This is a genomic window from Paraburkholderia sp. SIMBA_053 (assembly GCF_046534895.1).
Lineage (GTDB): Bacteria > Pseudomonadota > Gammaproteobacteria > Burkholderiales > Burkholderiaceae > Paraburkholderia > Paraburkholderia caledonica.
This window is the reverse complement of record NZ_JAWRXU010000010.1, coordinates 194,021-212,571: the sequence shown is the minus strand read 5'-3', so window position 1 is coordinate 212,571 and position 18,551 is coordinate 194,021. Positions and strand designations below refer to the sequence as shown.

Genomic DNA, 18,551 nt, shown 5'->3' with positions numbered 1-18,551 from the left:
GAGAGCCGCTGGCGTCGAACAGCAACCTCAGCCGCCCATCGAAACGCGCCACGCCCGCCGCGTCGCTCACTCCCTCAGCGCCTGCCCACGCGTTTCCGGCAGCGTAAGCGCGGCGAGAATCACGATCCCGTAAGCTGCCGCCGCGAATGCGCCGATCGCGTGTCCAAGCGTCATCGTCTGCGACACGTAGCCGATCAGGAATGGAAACGTCGCGCCGATAGCTCGACCAAAGTTGTAGCAGAACCCCTGACCCGAACCGCGAATCCGCGTCGGAAACAACTCGGTCAAAAACGCGCCCATGCCTGAGAAAATGCCCGATGCGCAAAATCCGAGCGGGAAACCGAGCACGAGCATCGACAGATTATCCAGCGGAAGCTGCGTATAAATCGACGCAATCGCGCATGAGGCGACAGCGAACGCGATGAACGCGCGCTTGCGGCCAATACGGTCGCTGACATAGGCGCCCGTCAGATAGCCGCAATACGATCCGACGATCACGACTCCGAGATAGCTGCCGGTGCCGATCACGCTCAAGTGCCGCTCGGTTTTCAGATACGTCGGCAGCCACGTGGTCACCGCGTAGTAGCCGCCTTGCACGCCGGTCGCGAGAATGGATGCGCGCAGCGTCGTCCAGACAATATCGCCGCGGAAAATGTCGAGCATCGAAGGACGCGCCTGAGCCGCATCCTGAGCTTCTTTTTGCCGCCGATGCACCTCCGGCTCTTCGACGAAGCGGCGGATCCAGATCACGAACGGCGCCGGCGCAATGCCGATTGCGAACAGCACACGCCACGCGTAATCGGCGGGGACGAGCGAAAACACGGCCATGAAGAGCAATGTCGACACGCCCCAGCCGATCGCCCATCCAGCCTGCACGAGTCCCACCGCCTTGCCGCGGTCGCGCGCGCGGATCACTTCGCCGATCAGCACGGCGCCCGCGGTCCATTCGCCGCCGAAACCCAGCCCCATCAATCCGCGCGCCCACAGCAGTTGCGAGAAGTTCTGCGCAAGCGCGCAGGCCAGCGTAAAAATCGCGAACCACAGAATCGTGATCTGCAAGGTCTTCACGCGGCCGATGCGATCGGACAGCACGCCCGCCGCCCAGCCGCCGACCGCCGAACTCAGCAGCGTGACCGTGCCGATCAGTCCCGCATCGCCGCGCGTGATGCCCCATGTCGCGATCAGTGTCGGAATCACGAAGCTCAGGAATTGAGTATCCATTGCATCGAGCACGTAGCCGATCTTGCAACTCCAGAACGCGCGCTTCTCGGCAGCGGAGATCTGCCGATACCACGCAAATGGGCCTTTCGCCGCGACGGAGTCGTCGTAGCGCTCGGCGTCCGCGGTCAACTGCGCTTTGGTTTCCATGCTTGAACTCCGGTCGTCGTGATGGGCCGCGTCTTGCGCGCGGCTTGCGGATGAAATTGCGCCGCGCTAGATGACGGCGAGCGAGGCGTTGGGAATGTCGGTGACGAGCATGTGTCCCGGCTTGTGCGCGATCGCGAACGGCAGGCGCGCGCTCTCTATGGCGGCTTGTGGCGTGACGCCGCATGCCCAGAACACCGGCAGTTCGTCGCTGCGCACTTCGACTGCATCGCCGAAATCGGGCCGGCTCAGATCGCGAATACCGATCAGCGACGGGTCGCCGATATGCACGGGCGCGCCATGCACGGCGGGAAAGCGGCTCGTGATCTGAATCGCGCGGATTGCGTCGGCGGCTTTCAGTGGGCGCATCGAGACGACGCGGTTGCCGCCGAACACGCCTGCCGGCACATTGCGTTCGCGGGTACGATACATCGGTACATTGACCTGCTGTTCGATATGGCGCAGGCCAATGCCTTCGCGGCGCAGCATTTCTTCGAATGAAAATGAGCAGCCGATTGCGAACACCACCAGGTCGTCGCGCCAGAGTTCGTTGAGGCTGTGCACTTCTTCGGCGCGCTCGCCGTGGCGATACACATAAAACGCAGGTACGTCGTTACGAATATCGAGGTCGGTGCCGAGCGACGGCACGCGCCACTGGCCCGTTTCGCCGATCCCCAGCAATGGACACGCCTTTGGATTGAGCGTGCAGAAACGCAGAAAATCGGCGGCGTATTGCTGCGGGAGAATGGCGAGATTGGCTTGCGCGTAGTCACCGCAAAAGCCTGCGGTCGGGCCCGACAGACGGCCGCTGCGTATCTGCTGACGAAATTCGGATGGCGTGTAGGACATGAACGGCTCGCTTCGGATTTAACGGACTGACCTTCTGATGCGTTCCAGAGTAGTAACGTCAAAAATATCCATCCAGCGAGTTTTTCTTCCGTTCCGTTAAATTAAACTTAACGGCGGAAGTGCCGCTTTACGGCGATCATGCCGCCTGTTCATCCGCTCGATTGCGAGACCCGATGCAATGAATACCCGCTTCGTCGAAACATTCCTGACGCTCGCCAGGCTCGGCAGTTTTCGTGCGACGGCGGCGGCGATGCACGCAACGCCCGCCGCGATTTCACTGCGTATCAAGACGCTGGAGTCGGAGCTCGGCGTCGAATTGATCGAACGCGATGCGCCCGAATTCAAGCTCACTGCAAATGGCGAGCGGCTGCTTGCGCACGCGCGCTCGGTGGTGCACGCCACGCGTTCGCTGCAACTGGCCGCACAGGACGAGACGCAGTTGGCGACAAGGTTGCGCCTCGGCGTGATCGAGACGGTGGTGCATAGCTGGTTGCCCGACTACATTCGCATGCTCAACCTGGAGTACCACCGCATAGTCGTGGACCTGACTGTTGATTCGAGCGCCGTGCTCGGACCTCGCCTGCGCGCGGGCGAACTCGATCTCGTGATCCAGGTGGAAGAAGCGGGCGAGCGCGAGACATCGATCGTGTCGTCGCTGCTGGCCAGTTATCCGGTGCGCTGGATCGCGCGCAGCGACCTGATTCCCGCGAGCCGTGCGAAGCATGTCGGGGCGCTGCTCCGCAAACCGGTACTCACGTTCGGTCGCGGCACGGCGCCGCAAATCGCGGTGGAGGCCATCGTGCACACGCTGGCTACGCGCGCGGGCGTACCGCTCGCCGATACGCAGGTGACGTGCATGCCGTCGGTGGCGGTCATCGTCAAACTATTGCGCGACGGCTTCGGCATCGCGGCTGTGCCCGCGCTTTTTGTCGAGCCGTATCTGACGAGCGGAGAGTTGGGGCAGTTGCAGGTGCGTCCGCTGCCGCCGCCCATCAACGTGGCGATGTACTACCGCGACGACGCCGACGTCGGCGTGCTTGCAGCGGCACGCGTTGCGCGCAATGCCTGCGATGGGTATGCAAAAGCGATGGGGCGGCAGTTGATCGAGAAGCGCCCGTGAAGCGCCGAAAAGCGCCGGTGAGGCGCGGCGTGCCTATCTGGTTTCGAGGCGCCGCTGTGCTGTCGCCGTCAGTCGTTCGAGCGGAAGCGTGCTGGCCGCGAGCGCGGCGACGTCGGGATAGTGTTCGCGGGTGATGTCGGTCAACACCTGGCCGGGCGGCGCCTCTATCGCGACGCGCATGCCCATTTCCTGCATGACAGTGAGCGCGTCGAACCATCGCACGGTGTAGCGCATGTTGGTCGCAAGGTCGTCGCGAATCGCGTCAGCCGTGTATAAGGGGCGCCCGCCGCGATTGCCGATGTAGATGCTTTGCGGCGCGCTGAAGTGAAGGGTGCGCGCGTAGGCCGACAGTTCGTTGCTTGCGTTCGCGAGCAATTCGCAATGTGAAGGCACGCTGACCGCAAGGCGCGTCGCCTTGCGTGCCCCCGCGGACAACGCGCGGGCGAGGAAGCTGTCCAACGCGGCGTTCGCACCCGCCATGACGATCTGCCGCGGCGCGTTCACATTGCCGATGTAGACGGGCGGCTCGCCCGCGTCGGCATGCTGCGTGGCGAGCGTTGCGAGCTGGTGCTCCGTCAGCCCCGACACTGCCGCGAGACCGTAGCCCGATGGGTACGCGGCCTCCATCAATTCGGCGCGACGGCGAACCATCGTCAATGCGTCGTGAAAGGCGAGCGCGCCGCAGGTCACCGCCGCCGGGTACGCGCCCACCGACAACCCGGCGCTCATTTCGGGCGTCAGCCCTTCATCGGCCAGCGCGCGGGCGAGGGCCACTCCTGCGACGGTCAGGCCGCACTGCACGGCAACGGTCGAGCGCAATGCGTCGGGTGTGTCGAGCGAAAGAACGTCGATGCCGAGTACGTTAGAAGCCTCGTCGAGCGTCGAATGCACAGCGGGATGTGGCGGCAGGCGATGCAGGAAGCCGTCGGTCTGCGCACCCTGGCCCGGGAAGATCAGCGCGAGCATCAGACGTCAGTCCGCTGAACGACGGCCCACGGATCGGCAAGCAGTTGCGGACCGCTTGCGTGGCGCGCCATTACGCGTGCTTTGCCCGCGGCCCACTCGGCTAATGCGACACCGCCTGCGGGCGTTTCCAGCTGCGCGTCGATGCGAATGCCGGTTTGCCGCGAGAGCGCGTCGAACCGGTCCAGCAAGTCTGCGGCGCAATCGCGAGAGAGTCGTTCGGGTGTCCGAATCAAAAGATCCAGGTCGCTCGATTCCGACACCGTGTTTCTCCGCGTTGCCAGTTCGAAACCCGCGCTGCCGGTGGGGCCCCATACGAGTCGATTCAATGCGCTGGCCGGGTCCCGCTGCAACGCGGCGAGCGCGACAAAGGCGGGCAATGCGGCGCGCCCCGCGAGCGGCTCGTTCCGCACGAGCGCTTCGGGCGCGGTTGCTTCGACGATCTCCGCCGATGCCACCCACGTGCCGTACCGCTGCGAGCGCTGTGCGCCGCGCACGCCGACTGCAACGACGCCCAGCGCGGTGAGCGCACGCCGCACGACGGCATACGGCGCGCGCTCGAAAGCGTCGCGGACCCATGCCGGTTCGCCTTCGAACGCAGCGAGACGCCGTAAGTGCAGCAGGTCGTGCGGCCGCCAACGTGTATCAGACGACCCGGCGCATGGCGCAGCGGACTGCGCGGCGAAGGGCGGCGCGGCACAGACACGCATCACACGGCATCCCATTGTTCAGCGAGCCGCCGCCGCACTTCGATAGACGCCGCGCGGTTCTTCTGCGCAGCCGCCGATTCCAGCCGCCGCGACAGATTGCGGCTGCCCGTGCGTGCGCTGCTGATCTGTTCGCACAACACCTGCTGTACGCGCCTGATTTGCGCGGCGTCAGGTGCATCCGCGTCGATGCCTTCTATCAGCTGATCGAGCAGTCCGAGCTTCGCAAACGAGGCCATCGAGTACGACATCGGCACGATGGTTTCGCCGAGTGCGTCGAGTGCTTCGACCGTGCGTCGGGTGACGCGTGCGGCGGCTTCCTTGCCCATCGCATGGACCATCGTGCCCGGTGCATCGAGCGCGACGATGCGATTGGCCTGGTAGCCATGTGCGAGGAACGCGCCCGACATCGCCGGTCCGACGATCAGCGCGATAACCGGATGTCCCGCATCGCGAGCCGATGCATATGCGTCGACTGCGGCGGCGCACGCGAGGTGAATGCCGAGCATTTCCTCGCGATAGCCATACGCCTGGCTTTTCACATCGACGATCGCGACGATAGGGCGGCGCGTGCTGCTCGCCGCATCCGCCGCGATTGTTTCGCGGACCGCTCGTGCAAGTTGCCAGCCTTGTTCGAGACCGACCACGTTGTCGGTCGCGCGCGGAAAGCGGTTGGCGGGATCGGGCACGACGGCGATGAAACGCGCGGTCTCGTCGCCGAGCGGCGCATCGCCGCTCCACACCGGCGCCGCGCTGCGGGAATCGCCGGCGAGCGCGTGGAACCAGCGCGCGCCGCGGCTCAGTTGGGTGTCGCTCATGCTTGCTCCTTGCGCGGCTGATTGGCGTTTTGCTTCGTCGAATAAACCTCGCGCATGCTTTCCGGCGTCACGCTGGCCGGGTCGATCCGCGCAAGCCGTTGCAAGAACACGTCGACCTGTTCGCTTCGGTGTGCTGCCGGCACGCCGAGCGCGAACGCGGAACGCACGGCGGCGCGCACGGCCTCGGCGTCGTCGTCGACGAGGCTATCGGCGAGCGCCGTCGCCGCGCGCTGTTCTCCGCCGATCAGTTGCCACACGCGGCGCCGGTCGCTTGCATCCAGCTCTTCGATGCCGGCTTCCTGTTCGATCACCTCGGGCCCGTTCATACCGAGGCGGCCCTGTTTCGTCACGACGAGGTACGAACACAACGCTGCCGCGAGCGACATGCCGCCGAAACAGCCGACCATGCCCGCGATCACGCCGACCACCGGCACATGACGACGCAGCGCAACGATCGCCGCCTGCATCTCGGCGATCACAGCGAGGCCCAGGTTGGCTTCCTGAAGGCGCACGCCGCCGGTTTCGAACAGCACGACCGGCCGCACTATCTTGCCGCGCTCGCAATCGCGCAGCGCCAGTTCGAGCGCGGCGGCGATCTTGCTGCCCGACACTTCGCCGATGCTGCCGCCCTGGAACGCCGATTCGATCGCGGCGATCACAGCGGGCTCGCCGTCGATCGTGCCGCGCGCGATCACGCAGCCGTCGTCCGCCTGGCAAACTACGCCTTGCAGCGGCAGCCAGGGCGACTCGATCCTGTCGAACGGGCCGAGCAATTCGCGGAAGGTGCCCGGATCGAGCAACGAGCGGGCGCGCTCGCGAGCGGGCAGTTCAATGAAGCTGTCGCGCAGCAGCGGCGCGGTATGCGTGCTGGCAAGCGTGCTCATGCGTCGTCTCCCTGTTCGGCGGCCTCGACGGCTTCGGCGAGTCGCAACGCCACGACACCCGGCGTCGCACCGAAGTCGTTGATTTCGATTTGCGCGGCGCCGTCGTAACGAGTGAAGAAGCGGTCGAGCACGCTCTTCCAGATGTGACTGTAGCCGTCCACGCTCGTGCGCACGACGACATGCGCGGTCAGCGCGTTGGCGTTATCGGCGGGGGCGAGCAGCACTTCCAGATCGCCCGAGCCGACCACGCCGACATGCGCGCGGGTCGTGACGGCGCGTTGCGCCGGATAGTCGAAGGTCAGATGTTCCATGTGGCTCAGCTCCCGCTGGCGTCGTGATGCGCCAGCATGTCGAGAAAGAGGGTGGCGGCGAGCAGGTCGGCTGCGCCGCCGGGCGATGCGTTGAGCGACAGCAGTTGCTGTTCGAGTGCGGCGAGCGCGATCTGGCCTTCGCGTGTCCAGCTGCCACCGGCTTGCAGCACGCGCTGCGCGCCGCGCTGTCCGGCATGCAAGCCGTCGAGACCGGCGCGATGCAGCAGGCAGGTGTCGTCGAGCGAAGCCATGATCGAGAGCAGGGCGTCGACGCGCGCGGCGTCTTCGGCGATGCCGCGCTCGCGCGCCGCGATCAACGCGGGCAAGCCCGTGCCGATCACATGCGGAAAGCCTTCTTGCGCTTCGCGGCGTGCGCCGCCGACCTGATAGCGCTGCCGCACGCGCTCGCCGTGACTGTCGGTGGCAGCGGCAAAGCGGTCGGGGAAACAGGCGATCTGCGCCGCGCGTTGGCAGATGTTCGATGCGTCGAGGCGGCCTGCGGTCTGCTGCAAAGACGCGCCCGCGACCAGCAGCCCGACAATCCAGATTGCGCCGCGATGCGCGTTGCTGCCGCCTGTCGCGCGCAGCATGTCCTGCTCGCCCGCGCGGCCGATCTGCGCGAGTTCAGTGCGCAACAGCGCCGACGGTTCGCCGCGGCGGCGCGCCGTACGCGCTAGCGCGTCAAACGTCGGTTCGAGCGCTTGCGCCGAGCGGCGCATGATCGCAAGGTCCAAGTCGCGATGCGCGCCGCTGCCGCGCCGATCGACGAGCGCGGGCTTCGGCGTGAGCTCGGCCTCGTCGATTAGCGCGGTCACGGCGTAATGGGCTAGTTCCGCGTCGGTGAGCAGGTTCTGGAAAGACTTGCTAACGCGAGCGGCCGGCAACTGCGCGGGCCCGACTTGCACGGCCTGCGCGGCTTGTGCGGACGACCGCTCATCGCGCTCGAACAAGACAGCAGCGGCTCTCATCACCAGCTCCTGAAGCGAGCCGGCGGCGCATACAAACCGCCCGACCACGTGACCAGATCGTCGATGCTGCGTGCGGCCAGCAGCGAGCGCTTCGCTTCACCGCGACGAATGCCGAGATCTTCCGGATACGCGACGATGCCGCGCCGGCGAAGTTCGGCGGTTTTCTCGGGCTTCGCACGCAAGCCGATCGGCGTTACGCCGGCCACGGCGGCGATCGCGGCGCGCCGTTCGTCGATGCCTTCGGCCTTGTGCAAATGCGCGATTCCTTCCTCCGTGACGACATGGCTCACGTCGTCGCCATAGATCATGACCGGCGCGATCGGCATGCCGTTTTTCGCGCCCACGGCGACGGCATCCAGTTCGTCGACGAAGGTCGGTTCGCCGCCTTTCTTGTATGTCTCCGCGAGTTGCACGACGAGCTTCTGACCGCGCGACACGGGCCCCTGATCCTTCAGGAGCTTGAGCCACGCTTCGCTCGAATGACGGCGGCCGCGCGGATCGTGGCCCATGTTCGGCGCTCCGCCGAAGCCGGCGAGACGTCCGCGCGTCACCGTGGATGAATTGGCGTCCGCGTCGATCTGCAACGTCGAGCCGATAAAGAGATCGACGCCGTATTGCCCGGCCAGTTGGCACAGCACGCGGTTCGAGCGCAGCGTGCCGTCGTTACCGGTGAAGAACACGTCCGGACGCGCCTCGATATACGCCTCCATGCCGACTTCGCTGCCGAAGCAATGGATGCTCTCGACCCAGCCCGATTCGATCGCGGGGATCATCGTGGGATGCGGATTGAGCGTCCAGTTGCGGCAGATCTTGCCTTTCAGGCCGAGCGACTCGCCGTACGTGGGAAGCAGCAACTCGATCGCCGCGGTGTCGAAGCCGATGCCGTGGTTCAGGGAACTCACGCCGTACGGTTCGTAGATGCCGCGTATCACCATCATCGCGGTCAGCACCTGCAGGTCGCCGATATGGCGCGGATCGCGCGTAAAAAGCGGCTCCACCGCGAACGGCCGGTCCGCCTGCACGACCACGTCGACCCACGAGCCTGGAATATCGACGCGCGGCAGTTCATCGACGATCTCGTTGACCTGCACGATCACGATGCCGTGACGAAACGCGGCGGCCTCCGCGATGGTCGGTGTGTCTTCGGTGTTCGGGCCTGTGTAGAGATTGCCGTGACGGTCCGCTTTTTCTGCGCAAAGCAGTGCGACGTGCGGCGTCAGGTCCACGAACATGCGCGCGTAAAGTTCGACGTACGTGTAGATCGCGCCGATTTCCAGTTGCCCGTCTTCGAGCAGTTGCGCGACGCGCAAGCTCTGCGGCCCGGCAAACGAGAAATCCACTTTATGCGCGATGCCGCGTTCGAACAGCGCCAGATGCTCGGGGCGGCTGATGCTCGATATGAGCAGATGCACGTCGTGCAGCTTCTGCGGATCGACCTTTGCCAGCGAGCGCGACAGAAAATCCGCCTGCTTCTGGTTGTCGCCCTCGAGCGCGACCCGGTCGCCTGGCTGGATCAGCGTTTCTAGTGCATCGACGATGCGGTTGGGCGGCAGGACGCCGTCTTCGAGCCATGGCGCGATAACGGCGAGGCGGCGGTTCTTTTCGTCGCGGCGCTTGGTCCATGAACGTGCGGCGGATGACGCTTCGGCGGATGGGTTCATCGGCTCAATCAGCTCCCGGTGGTGATGCGCGGGGGTCTGCCGCGCGGCTTGGGCCGGTTCGCGAGCGCGGCTTCCGCCTGCGCGCGTTCGGTCAGGAAACGGTGAAGCAGATCGCCCGTGCCGAGCAGGTGCGCAACGACGAGCGCTTGCGCGCCCGGCACGTCGCGCCGTTGCACGGCGTCGAGCAATTCGCTGTGTTCATTGTCGGATTCGCCCTTGTAAGAAGGCAAACCGAATTTCAGGCGCAGATACCGTTCGCCACGCCGATGCAGCACGCGGATCAGGTCTTCGAGCTGAGGACGCGCGGCCGGCGCATACAGGCTCATGTGGAATTCGGCATTGCGCGCTACGTATAGCGACGGGTCCGGCTCGCGCTCCGCCGCGCGGCACAGCGCCGCGCATTCGCGCAGCGTGGCCGCCGTGTGTCTGGGTATTGCCAGCCCGATGGCAAGGCTCTCCAACGCGGAGCGGATCTCGTAGATCTCACGCGCTTCATCTGCGGACAAGGGCGCGACAGTGGCACCCTTGTGCACCGCGACCTTCGCCCAGCCTTCGGTCTCGAGCAGGCGCAAGGCCTCCCGCACCGGGATCGCGCTAACCGAAAAGTGCCGGGCGAGCGCGTCCTGGCGCAGCGGCGCACCGGGCGCCAGCGTGCCGTCGATAATTGCCTCGCGCAGCGCCTCCGCGATTACGCGGGACGTGCTTTCCCGTGGCGCGGCTGCCGGAAGAAGCGGGGCGCGCACGGGGGCGTCCAGGGGAAAACCATCTGTTGCGTCGTTCATAGTTCAAATATTATATACAAAACGACGCGAATTAAACGCGGGCAAACCCGGAATTTCTCTCCGGGCCCCGCAGGGTGCTGCGGGCTTGCACGGTAACCATGGCTTCACGACAGCTCGTGTCCGGTCGTTTCCCTTTCATATGCAGGTAACAGCAGGCAGGAGGAGCACGATGAGTTCACTCACCGACCGCACGTCGGCCGCACGGCGCCGCACGCCGTTGAATCGCTCGCAGATTGCGGGTTTTTGGGGCGCTTGGGCCGGCTGGACGCTCGACGGCATGGACTCGTTCATCTACGCGCTCGTGCTCACGCCGGCGCTGACCGAGCTATTGCCGCGCTCCGGCTACGCGGCGACGCCCGCCAACATCGGACTGGCCGGTTCTATTCTGTTTGCGCTGTTCCTGGTCGGCTGGGGCATGTCCTTCATATGGGGACCGCTCGCCGATCGCTTTGGACGAACCAAGGTGCTGGCCGGCACGATCTTCACATTCGCGATTTTTACGGGGCTTGCCGCGACTTCTCACAACGTGTGGGAGTTGGGCATCTATCGCTTCATCGCGGGCGTCGGTATAGGCGGGGAATGGGCGCTCGCCGGCACATACGTGGCGGAAGCGTGGCCGGAGGATCGTCGCAAGATGGGCGCGGGCTATCTGCAAACGGGGTATTACGCGGGCTTCTTCCTGGCCGCGGCGCTGAATTACACAATTGGCGTGCACTTCGGCTGGCGTGCGATGTTTCTGACGGGAGCCGTGCCGGTCGTCGTCGCGATTCTGATTTTGTTGCGCGTGAAGGAATCCGAGAAATGGCAGAAGGCCGAGGCGCACGCCGAACGCGCGAAACCGCTGCGCGAGATCCTGGGACCGGCCTACCGGCGGCGCACATGGGTCGCGTGCATTCTGTTGACCATTGCCATTATCGGTTTGTGGGCGGGGGCCGTGTATGAGCCGTCGGCGGTCATCCAGCTTGCGTCCAAGGCGGGCATGGCGAAGAACGATGCAATCAGAATGGCGTCGCTCGCAACGGGCTTGCTGTCCATCGGTACGATTCTCGGATGCCTAGCACTGCCGCCGCTCGCCGAACGCTTCGGCCGCCGCAAGACGCTGGCGTTTTACTTCGCGGGAATGGCGGTGGCGATCACCGGCAGTTTCGGCTGGGCCTTCTATTTGCCGAACGGGCTCGCGCCGTTCATCGCCTGGCTGTTCGTGCTGGGTTTCTTCGGCGGCAACTTTGCGCTCTTCAGCTTGTGGCTGCCCGAGCAGTTCGAAACGCGCGTGCGTGCGACGGCGTTTGCGTTCTGTACGTCGTTCGGACGGTTTGTGGGCGCGGGCGTGAACTTTCTGCTTGGCGCGGCGGTTCTTCACATGCACACGCTCGGCGTGCCGGTGGCTCTGACGGCGCTCGTGTTCGTCGCCGGTCTGTTTGTCATTCCGTTCGCGCCGGAGACGAAGGGTGAAGTGCTGCCGCAGTAAATCTGACGGGCTTCGCAGCGCGGTGCCGGCCGTTTGCCGGCACTTATTTATCGCCAAGCCTGAACCTGCGACTCACTCTGCATGACCCCGCGCGCGCCGGTGCGGGAGCAGCAACGATACAAGCGGCCAGCCGAGATTCACGCCGAGACTCGCGATCACGATGAGCGCCATACCCGCGAGTTGCGGCAGCGAAAGCGCGCGGCCGTACACGATCGCATCGACGGCAATCGCGGTGAGCGGATAGACGAACAGCAGCACCGCGATGATCGGCGTGTTGAGCTTGGGCAACGCGCCGTAGATCAGCACATATGAAAGTCCCGTGTGCAGCACCCCCATGCCGACGATCCAGAACCACTGCATTGCCCCGATATGCCCGGCGTCAAAAGGGGCAATAAGCGGCGCGATGATCGGCAGGAACACCACACCCACCGCGCATTGTGCGAGTGTCAGCAGGTGCGGGCGCAAGTCGCCGAGTCCCTTGGCGATCAACGTAACGCTCGCATACAGCACCGAGCCGGCCAATGCTTCGCCGATGCCGATCAGATAGCTCGTATGGCCTTGCAGATTTTCCGTGGCCGCTACACCCGACGCGAGCACGAGCCCGACGAACGCGGTCGCGATCCAGCCAAGCCGATCCGCGCCGAGCCGTTCGTTGAAAAGCGCCGCGCCGATCAGCACGACCCAGAACGGCTGCACGTGGAACACCACGGTCGCGACCGCGATGCTGGTGCGATGGATTGCATCGAAAAACCCGACCCATTGCGTGACCATCAGCACGCCGGAGATCAGCGCGAGTACGACCGTACGCCGTGTGAAATGTGCGCGCGTGAAGAAGCCCTTCCACGCGCAGTACGCGGCCAGCGAGAGGAATCCGAACAGGCAACGAAAGAACACCAGTGTCAGCGCGCCGAGCCGCGCTTCCTCGACAAAGACGCCGAGCGTGCCCATCAGCAGCCCTCCGCCGGCCAACGTGATGGCGCCCTGTTGACGTTGGGTGAGGGTCATGCCGATCGTCTCCGTGAAGTGATGCAGCCAAGTATTGCGCCGGTTGCGCGGCAATCACAAACGAATTAAATTGAGAAATTCCATAAGCGGGATTGATAAATCATGCACCCCGAATTCGACGCCGATCTGCTGCGCACTTTCGTCGCGGTCGTGGATACGGGCAGTTTCACGAAAGCGTCGGCAACCGTTCACCGCTCGCAGGCCGCGGTCAGCATGCAGATCAAGCGGCTCGAAGCCATGCTCGGCACCACGCTGTTCGCGCGCAACACGCGCAACCTGTCGCTCACGCGGCCCGGCAATACGCTGCTCGAATATGCGAGGCGCGTGCTGGCATTGCACGAGGAGGCGTGGTCGGCGATCGTTCGGCCCGAAGTTACCGGACGCGTGGTGCTCGGCGCGCCGGACGATTACGTGTCGTCGCTGTTGTCGCCGGTCTTGCGGCGATTTTCGAATCTCTACCCGCACGTGGAGATCGAAATCGTCTGCGCGCAGAGCACTTCGCTTGCGCCGATGCTGGCCGACAACAAGATCGATCTCGCCTTTGTCACGCGCGACCGCAAATTGCGCGGCGAATTCGTTCGCAGTGAGCCGATGGTGTGGGTAGGGGCTAGCGTCGATACGCCGGTACTGGCGGCGTCGCCGTTGCCCGTCGGTCTGTACGAGCCCGGCTGTGTGGCGCGCCAGCACACGCTGGCCGCGCTCGACGGCGCGCGGATTCGCTATCGCGCGGCGTTCAGCAGCGCGAGCCTGATGGGTCTCGTCGCAACGGTGGACGCCGGTTTATCGGTGGTGGCGCTCACGCGTTGCAGCGTGCCGCCGCGCCTCGCTATTCTCGGCGAAGCACAGGGCTTGCCGAAGATAGAGCCGCTGGAAATCGTGGTCGCGCGCAGCGCGAAGTCAGACAGGCCGACCTGCGATTATCTGGCAGCACAGATGGTTCAGGATCTGTCGTTACGCAACCAGCCGCGCGGGTCGGCGGCCGCACAGTGAACGGGTGCGGCCGACTTCACGCGTCCGGTCGCAGCGCGATGCGTATCAGAAAGTGATGTTGGTGCGCAGGCCGACGACGAACGTGTTGCGCAGCGGCTTCGTCGGATCGTTCGGATTCTGACCGGCGCCTGCATTGAAGGTGTATTGCGCGTCGGCCTGAAGCATCCACCACGGGGCGATCTGGTACTGGTAGGTCGCTTCGAGCGCGGTTTCACTCGTTCGAACACCGTACGGGCCGCCGCTGAATGCCAGGTTATCCTGATCGATTCCGTGTGCGTGATTGCCGATCTTGATGTACGTGAGCGCCAGACCCGCGCTGTCATTGTCGCGGCCGGCGAACGGCGCTTTGAGCACGACGCCAAGGTTAGCCGCGACGCTCACCAGATTGCGGTCACCCGGCGCGCCCATCACGCGAGCAAACACGCCGAGGCTGCGCGCTTCGCCCGGGTTGGGCCGCCAGATCATCTGATCGGCCACCGCATAGAAGCTGTAGTCGCCGCGATGGTTCGCCGCGACGCCCGTTGACGCGGGACTTGCGAGCGACACACCGTTGCTGTCGTAGCGTGGGTCCGCGAAGTGGCCGTTGTTGTACCAGACACCGATCTTGTAGGTACCCGGCAGTCCGCCTCCGGCAGTGCTCGCCGCAGGCGGCGTGTCGCTGTCCGCCGGCTGATTGATCGCATACTGCAACTCGCCGATGAACAGCGTGCCGTTATGCAGGTTGAAATTAGTCCCGCTGCGGTTGTTCGGATTGTTGCCGAGCGGATCGCCGTCGAACACACCGGCGAGCGCCGTCAATGAAGGCGTGATCTGTCCGCGCACGCGCACGCCGAGCGCCGACAGCGGATACGCCGGTCCGCCCGACGGCATGTCGTAAGTGGGCAGCGCGGGCCAGCCGAACATCGTGTTGATGAAAAGCGCGGAGTACGTGCTGGAGATGAACTCCTGGTCGATACTTTGCTGACCGACCTTCACGTCGATCCGTTTGTTCAGGAACGACTGCTGATACCACAGCTCCCACAGGCGCGTGCTGTTTTCGGCTTCAATGCCGCTTGCCGTATTCAGCGTGCCGAGTTTGTCACCGCTGAAGTTGCCGCCGTGAATCTGCAATGCGCTCACGTTGAACTGGCCGCCCGGCAACCCGAACGCCTTGTCGGTATCCAGTTGGACAGTCGCGGTAGTCACGCCGTCGTACGCGGCGCCGCGCGCGAGGCCGCCGCGCAGGTTGCCAAGCAGTTCGCTGGTTTCAGTGAGAGCGAAGCTCACGCCATATTTGCCGAGCCACGGGCGCAAGCCGCCCATGTCGCCGAACATCTGGTCGCGGCTCCAGAAGCCGCTCTCGCTGGCCGCTGCTTTGCCCGTATCCGCGCCTGCTGCTCCGTTTGCTCCGTTTGCTTCGCTTGCATCATGCGCGGCATCGGCATTTGCGGCTGCGTTGGCATCGCCTTGCGCCATTGCCGCACCCGAAGTGCAAGCCCAAGCGAACGCCGTGCACCACGCGATGCGGCGAATCGAACGCGTGCGGCTGCGCCCGGCCGCCTTGCTGCCAGATGACAGAAACTCGAAGCGGACAGGCAAGGATGCAACGGGGCGGATGGATCGGGCGAGCTTCATCAAAATGCCTTTAATGTTGTTATCGACTGCTTTCGTGCGCCGCGGCGTTAAACAGCTATTTAACCGGACGCAGGCCGGCATCGGTTCGCGCGAACCGGACAATGGGCGTGATCGTACCGAGGCATGTACCGGTGCGTCAACGCGAGGCAAACGACTCGCGTCAACATGCCGGGGACTCACGCGTCGAAAATCGATATGCCGCCAGACGATGCCGCGCCAGCATCCGCGGATGTGTCCCCGCCACCAATGCCGAACTGCTTCAGATTCAACTGTGCGTTCGAAACGCCGCTTGCGAAAAGACCGGCGCTCGCCAGCAACGAAATCAGAAGGACACGCTTCATATGTAACTCCTTGTAAGAGACTGCGGAAACTCGTGCGGTTCGACAAGCCGCACCGATACGCGTTCGCAGTTGTTGCAAACGTACGTGGGTGCGAATCAGCAGGTGCTGAGCGGGCAGTCGTCGCTTGCGTCCGCAATGGGTCTGTCGAGCGCGGCCGGGCAGGCACAGCAGGCCGCGGGCTTGCTGAGCGGCGGTACGCCGTCGGTCAGCCAGTTGACGCAAGTGGGCAGCACGCAGCAGTCGCTGTCGCAAACGTTGACGCAGGCATTTGCCAGCCGCGTGGGTGGAACGGGCAACGCAACGCAAACGCCGGTGAACAAGCAGGCGTTCACCGACGGCCTGGCGTCGCTCGGTAAAGGCGTCAGTCAGTATTCGAGTTTGCAGTCGGGCCTCGGCAGCATCGGACAGATGAATCCTGCTTCGTTGTTGCAGGCCGGCATGAATCCGCAGACCGCGCAAAGCGCGTCGTATATCGCGCAATCGGCACCGGGGCAGTTGCAGTCGCTCATGTCGACGCTCAGTTCCGCGGTACAGTTCGCAACGAGCAACGGTATCAGCGTGCCGTCGATCGCGAAGCCGGCGCTCGGAGGCGGACAGTAGCGCAACTAGAACCAGACGGACGACGCCTATGTCACACACACTCAATCTCGACAACTACTTCGAGCGCATTGGTTATACGGGCCCGCGTGCGCCGACGCTCGAAGTGCTGAAGGCAATTCACCGGTTGCATCCGCGAGCCATTCCGTTCGAAAACCTGAATCCGCTCACGCGTCGCGCAGTGAAGCTGGATCTGGAATCCGTCGAAAGAAAACTCGTCGACGATCGCCGGGGCGGCTACTGCTTCGAGCAGAACGCGCTGCTCGCGAACGTACTGATCGAATTGGGCTTTCAGGTCACGCCGTTGATTGGGCGAGTGCTGTGGGGCCGGGAGCCCGACGCGGTTCCACCTCGTACGCACATGGTGCTGCGAATCGATGTGGATAACGAAGCATGGATCGCGGACGTGGGTTTCGGCAGCGTTACGCTGACATCGCCGGTGCGATTGACGCCGGGTCTTGCGCAACGCACGGACCTGGGTATCTTCCGTCTCGCCGACGCTTCCCACGACGCGCTGTATCTCGAAGTGCAGGCGCGCGATCAAACGTGGTCGCGCGTCTATCGCTTCGATTTGCACCCGGTCGAGTGGATCGATTACGAAACGTCGAACTGGTACACGTCGACGTCGCCGGAAGCGATCTTCGCGAACAATCTCATCGTGTGCCGCGTGTTGGACGACACGCGCCTCGCGCTGTTGAACGATCAACTGAACGAGCGCTCGGCGGACGGCAGTATCGTCCGCGAGCAGCGCCTCGCAAGCGCTGACGAACTCGCGGCCTGTCTGCACGATCGCTTCGGTCTGAAGACCGGCGACATCGACCTGGCGGAAATATTTGACCGCGTGCGCACGCGGGCCGATTCCGAGTAATTCCTCGCCCGCACCGTCGGTCCTTTCGCCGGGCCGACGTATCCCCGCAGCGCACCTTCGCGTTGCATTCGCCGAACCTGTCTAGACAAAGTGCACCATGCCGACGCATCCGTTGCGGCGCGGCAAGGGTGCGCCTTCGTCGTCGACACCCTCCGAAAGCCCCGATCCACCGCGCCTTATAGGGGCTTACCCGATGATCGGGCAATTTTTCCAAGAATCTGCTTGCGACGGCTTTTTGACTCATGCAGACTTGTCTATACAAATTCAGCGGCGCTCAGAACGCTGGTCCGCATTCCGGTTCGACGGTTTCCTCAATCAAAGGAGTTTCGACGTGAAAGTGAAACGCACCACGGCAGCAAAAGCATTGATCGGCGCCGTGCTCGGCGCCGCGGCGATTTTGGGCGCACCGGCGCAGGCAAAGGAATGGAAGACGGTGACGATCGCGCTCGAGGGCGGCTATGCACCTTGGAACCTGACCTTGCCCGGCGGCAAGCTCGGCGGTTTCGAACCTGAACTGGTTGCCAACCTCTGCGAGCGCATCAAGCTGCAATGCAACCTGGTAGCGCAAGACTGGGACGGCATGATCCCGGGTCTGCAAGCCGGCAAGTTCGACGTGTTGATGGATGCGATCTCGATCACGCCGGAGCGCGAAAAGATCATCGCGTTCTCGAAGCCGTATGCGGCCACGCCCGCCACGTTCGCGGTGGCCGACGCCAAGGTGCTGCCCAAGGCCGCAGCGGACGCGGGCGTCGTCAAGCTCACGGGCGATCCGAAGTCCGATCAGCCGACCGTCGACGCGCTGCGCAAGCAGTTGAAGGGTAAGACCATCGGCATCCAGTCGGGCACCGTCTATACCAAGTTCATCAACGACGGCTTCAAGGACATTGCCACGATCCGCGTCTACAAGACGTCGCCCGAGCGCGACCTCGATCTGGCGAACGGTCGTATCGACGCGTCGTTCGACGACGTGACGTACTACGCCGCGAACATCGACAAGAAGGAAACCGCATCGATCGTGATGGCCGGCCCGAAGATCGGCGGTCCGATCTGGGGTCCGGGTGAAGGCCTCGCGTTCCGCAAGCAGGACGCCGACCTGAAAGCGAAATTCGACACCGCGATCAGCGCGGCGCTCGCCGACGGCACCGTCAAAAAGCTGTCCGCGAAATGGTTCAAGACCGACGTCACGCCCTGATTCACGAGGCGTTGCACGAATGCTGCATGCGTGGGCGCGAGCTTGCGC

At 64.3% G+C, this 18,551-nt stretch carries 18 protein-coding genes and 1 pseudogene; 6 read left to right on the top strand and 13 right to left on the bottom strand.

The genetic code is table 11. The features are described from left to right. Positions 1-66: 66 nt before the first annotated feature. Positions 67-1,368, bottom strand: a complete 1,302-nt coding sequence (locus SB753_RS25900) for an MFS transporter (protein WP_020070289.1) — start codon at positions 1,366-1,368, stop codon at positions 67-69. 66 nt (positions 1,369-1,434) lie between these two features. Continuing rightward, entirely contained in the window at positions 1,435-2,214 is a 780-nt protein-coding gene (locus SB753_RS25895) for a putative hydro-lyase (protein WP_392395185.1), read from the bottom strand. Positions 2,215-2,392: 178 nt separating this feature from the next. Here SB753_RS25895 and SB753_RS25890 point away from each other — a divergent pair, with 178 nt between their 5' ends. Then, positions 2,393-3,334, top strand: a complete 942-nt coding sequence (locus SB753_RS25890; RefSeq protein WP_204523414.1) for a LysR family transcriptional regulator — start codon at positions 2,393-2,395, stop codon at positions 3,332-3,334. Between the two features lie 33 nt (positions 3,335-3,367). Here the strand turns inward: SB753_RS25890 and mdcH are convergent, their stop codons facing one another. Genes mdcH through SB753_RS25850 form a run of 8 tightly spaced genes read right to left on the bottom strand, consistent with a single transcriptional unit; the run spans position 3,368 to position 10,428 of the window. Continuing rightward, positions 3,368-4,300, bottom strand: coding sequence for a malonate decarboxylase subunit epsilon (gene mdcH, locus SB753_RS25885; protein ID WP_410802534.1), 933 nt, complete (start codon positions 4,298-4,300; stop codon positions 3,368-3,370). Continuing rightward, on the bottom strand, positions 4,300-5,007 hold the full coding sequence (locus tag SB753_RS25880; RefSeq protein ID WP_410802532.1) for a malonate decarboxylase holo-ACP synthase: 708 nt from the start codon (positions 5,005-5,007) through the stop codon (positions 4,300-4,302). The genes mdcH and SB753_RS25880 overlap by 1 nt, the downstream gene beginning before the upstream one ends. Continuing rightward, the gene (gene mdcE / locus SB753_RS25875; RefSeq protein WP_410802530.1) at positions 5,007-5,822 is read right to left on the bottom strand and encodes a biotin-independent malonate decarboxylase subunit gamma; all 816 of its coding nucleotides are present in this window, start codon (positions 5,820-5,822) and stop codon (positions 5,007-5,009) included. The genes SB753_RS25880 and mdcE overlap by 1 nt, the downstream gene beginning before the upstream one ends. Next, entirely contained in the window at positions 5,819-6,706 is an 888-nt protein-coding gene (locus SB753_RS25870; RefSeq protein WP_087754519.1) for a biotin-independent malonate decarboxylase subunit beta, read from the bottom strand. Before SB753_RS25870 ends, mdcE begins: the two co-directional genes overlap by 4 nt. Beyond that, positions 6,703-7,017 carry a malonate decarboxylase subunit delta gene (locus SB753_RS25865; RefSeq protein ID WP_027780258.1) on the bottom strand — a complete coding sequence of 105 codons (315 nt, stop codon included), beginning with the start codon at positions 7,015-7,017 and terminating at the stop codon, positions 6,703-6,705. Before SB753_RS25865 ends, SB753_RS25870 begins: the two co-directional genes overlap by 4 nt. 5 nt (positions 7,018-7,022) lie before the next feature. Next, on the bottom strand, positions 7,023-7,985 hold the full coding sequence (locus SB753_RS25860; protein ID WP_410802528.1) for a triphosphoribosyl-dephospho-CoA synthase: 963 nt from the start codon (positions 7,983-7,985) through the stop codon (positions 7,023-7,025). Beyond that, positions 7,985-9,646 carry a malonate decarboxylase subunit alpha gene (mdcA, locus tag SB753_RS25855; protein WP_410802526.1) on the bottom strand — a complete coding sequence of 554 codons (1,662 nt, stop codon included), beginning with the start codon at positions 9,644-9,646 and terminating at the stop codon, positions 7,985-7,987. The genes SB753_RS25860 and mdcA overlap by 1 nt, the downstream gene beginning before the upstream one ends. Before the next feature lie 8 nt (positions 9,647-9,654). Continuing rightward, the gene (locus SB753_RS25850; protein ID WP_410802524.1) at positions 9,655-10,428 is read right to left on the bottom strand and encodes a GntR family transcriptional regulator; all 774 of its coding nucleotides are present in this window, start codon (positions 10,426-10,428) and stop codon (positions 9,655-9,657) included. Between the two features lie 169 nt (positions 10,429-10,597). Here SB753_RS25850 and SB753_RS25845 point away from each other — a divergent pair, with 169 nt between their 5' ends. Further along, positions 10,598-11,896 carry an MFS transporter gene (locus tag SB753_RS25845; protein WP_027780254.1) on the top strand — a complete coding sequence of 433 codons (1,299 nt, stop codon included), beginning with the start codon at positions 10,598-10,600 and terminating at the stop codon, positions 11,894-11,896. A gap of 72 nt (positions 11,897-11,968) precedes the next feature. Here SB753_RS25845 and SB753_RS25840 read toward each other — a convergent pair whose 3' ends face one another. Then, positions 11,969-12,901 (bottom strand): DMT family transporter, encoded by a 933-nt coding sequence (locus SB753_RS25840; RefSeq protein ID WP_410802522.1) that lies wholly within the window; start codon positions 12,899-12,901, stop codon positions 11,969-11,971. Positions 12,902-13,003: 102 nt separating this feature from the next. On the opposite strand from SB753_RS25840, the gene SB753_RS25835 reads away from it, so the two are divergent. Then, entirely contained in the window at positions 13,004-13,891 is an 888-nt protein-coding gene (locus tag SB753_RS25835) for a LysR substrate-binding domain-containing protein (protein ID WP_087754514.1), read from the top strand. A 45-nt stretch (positions 13,892-13,936) separates the two neighbouring features. On the opposite strand, the gene SB753_RS25830 is transcribed toward SB753_RS25835, so the two are convergent. Together SB753_RS25830 and SB753_RS25825 are read right to left on the bottom strand one after the other, a co-directional pair. Continuing rightward, entirely contained in the window at positions 13,937-15,505 is a 1,569-nt protein-coding gene (locus tag SB753_RS25830; RefSeq protein WP_410802520.1) for a carbohydrate porin, read from the bottom strand. Between the two features lie 176 nt (positions 15,506-15,681). After that, positions 15,682-15,846: a hypothetical protein gene (locus tag SB753_RS25825; protein ID WP_410802556.1), complete on the bottom strand. Its 165-nt coding sequence runs from the start codon at positions 15,844-15,846 to the stop codon at positions 15,682-15,684. 60 nt (positions 15,847-15,906) lie between these two features. On the opposite strand from SB753_RS25825, the pseudogene SB753_RS25820 reads away from it, so the two are divergent. The 3 genes and pseudogenes from SB753_RS25820 to SB753_RS25810 form a co-directional block, all read left to right on the top strand. Beyond that, a pseudogene (locus SB753_RS25820) lies at positions 15,907-16,446 on the top strand (hypothetical protein); the annotation flags it as partial. A gap of 28 nt (positions 16,447-16,474) precedes the next feature. Further along, positions 16,475-17,311: an arylamine N-acetyltransferase family protein gene (locus tag SB753_RS25815; protein WP_410802518.1), complete on the top strand. Its 837-nt coding sequence runs from the start codon at positions 16,475-16,477 to the stop codon at positions 17,309-17,311. 331 nt (positions 17,312-17,642) lie between these two features. Then, positions 17,643-18,503, top strand: a complete 861-nt coding sequence (locus SB753_RS25810) for a transporter substrate-binding domain-containing protein (RefSeq protein ID WP_020070306.1) — start codon at positions 17,643-17,645, stop codon at positions 18,501-18,503. Positions 18,504-18,551 lie beyond the last annotated feature (48 nt).

Excerpts from the sequence above, each read along its gene's own strand:
- SB753_RS25830 (WP_410802520.1), bottom strand. The coding sequence starts at position 15,505 with ATGAAGCTCGCCCGATCCATCCGCCCCGTTGCATCCTTGCCTGTCCGC.
- SB753_RS25860 (WP_410802528.1), bottom strand. The coding sequence starts at position 7,985 with ATGAGAGCCGCTGCTGTCTTGTTCGAGCGCGATGAGCGGTCGTCCGCA.
- SB753_RS25835 (WP_087754514.1), top strand. The coding sequence starts at position 13,004 with ATGCACCCCGAATTCGACGCCGATCTGCTGCGCACTTTCGTCGCGGTC.
- SB753_RS25850 (WP_410802524.1), bottom strand. The coding sequence starts at position 10,428 with ATGAACGACGCAACAGATGGTTTTCCCCTGGACGCCCCCGTGCGCGCC.
- mdcH (WP_410802534.1), bottom strand. The coding sequence starts at position 4,300 with ATGCTCGCGCTGATCTTCCCGGGCCAGGGTGCGCAGACCGACGGCTTC.
- SB753_RS25895 (WP_392395185.1), bottom strand. The coding sequence starts at position 2,214 with ATGTCCTACACGCCATCCGAATTTCGTCAGCAGATACGCAGCGGCCGT.
- SB753_RS25890 (WP_204523414.1), top strand. The coding sequence starts at position 2,393 with ATGAATACCCGCTTCGTCGAAACATTCCTGACGCTCGCCAGGCTCGGC.
- SB753_RS25900 (WP_020070289.1), bottom strand. The coding sequence starts at position 1,368 with ATGGAAACCAAAGCGCAGTTGACCGCGGACGCCGAGCGCTACGACGAC.
- SB753_RS25845 (WP_027780254.1), top strand. The coding sequence starts at position 10,598 with ATGAGTTCACTCACCGACCGCACGTCGGCCGCACGGCGCCGCACGCCG.
- SB753_RS25870 (WP_087754519.1), bottom strand. The coding sequence starts at position 6,706 with ATGAGCACGCTTGCCAGCACGCATACCGCGCCGCTGCTGCGCGACAGC.
- SB753_RS25880 (WP_410802532.1), bottom strand. The coding sequence starts at position 5,007 with ATGCGTGTCTGTGCCGCGCCGCCCTTCGCCGCGCAGTCCGCTGCGCCA.
- SB753_RS25840 (WP_410802522.1), bottom strand. The coding sequence starts at position 12,901 with ATGACCCTCACCCAACGTCAACAGGGCGCCATCACGTTGGCCGGCGGA.
- mdcE (WP_410802530.1), bottom strand. The coding sequence starts at position 5,822 with ATGAGCGACACCCAACTGAGCCGCGGCGCGCGCTGGTTCCACGCGCTC.
- SB753_RS25815 (WP_410802518.1), top strand. The coding sequence starts at position 16,475 with ATGTCACACACACTCAATCTCGACAACTACTTCGAGCGCATTGGTTAT.
- mdcA (WP_410802526.1), bottom strand. The coding sequence starts at position 9,646 with ATGAACCCATCCGCCGAAGCGTCATCCGCCGCACGTTCATGGACCAAG.
- SB753_RS25865 (WP_027780258.1), bottom strand. The coding sequence starts at position 7,017 with ATGGAACATCTGACCTTCGACTATCCGGCGCAACGCGCCGTCACGACC.
- SB753_RS25825 (WP_410802556.1), bottom strand. The coding sequence starts at position 15,846 with ATGAAGCGTGTCCTTCTGATTTCGTTGCTGGCGAGCGCCGGTCTTTTC.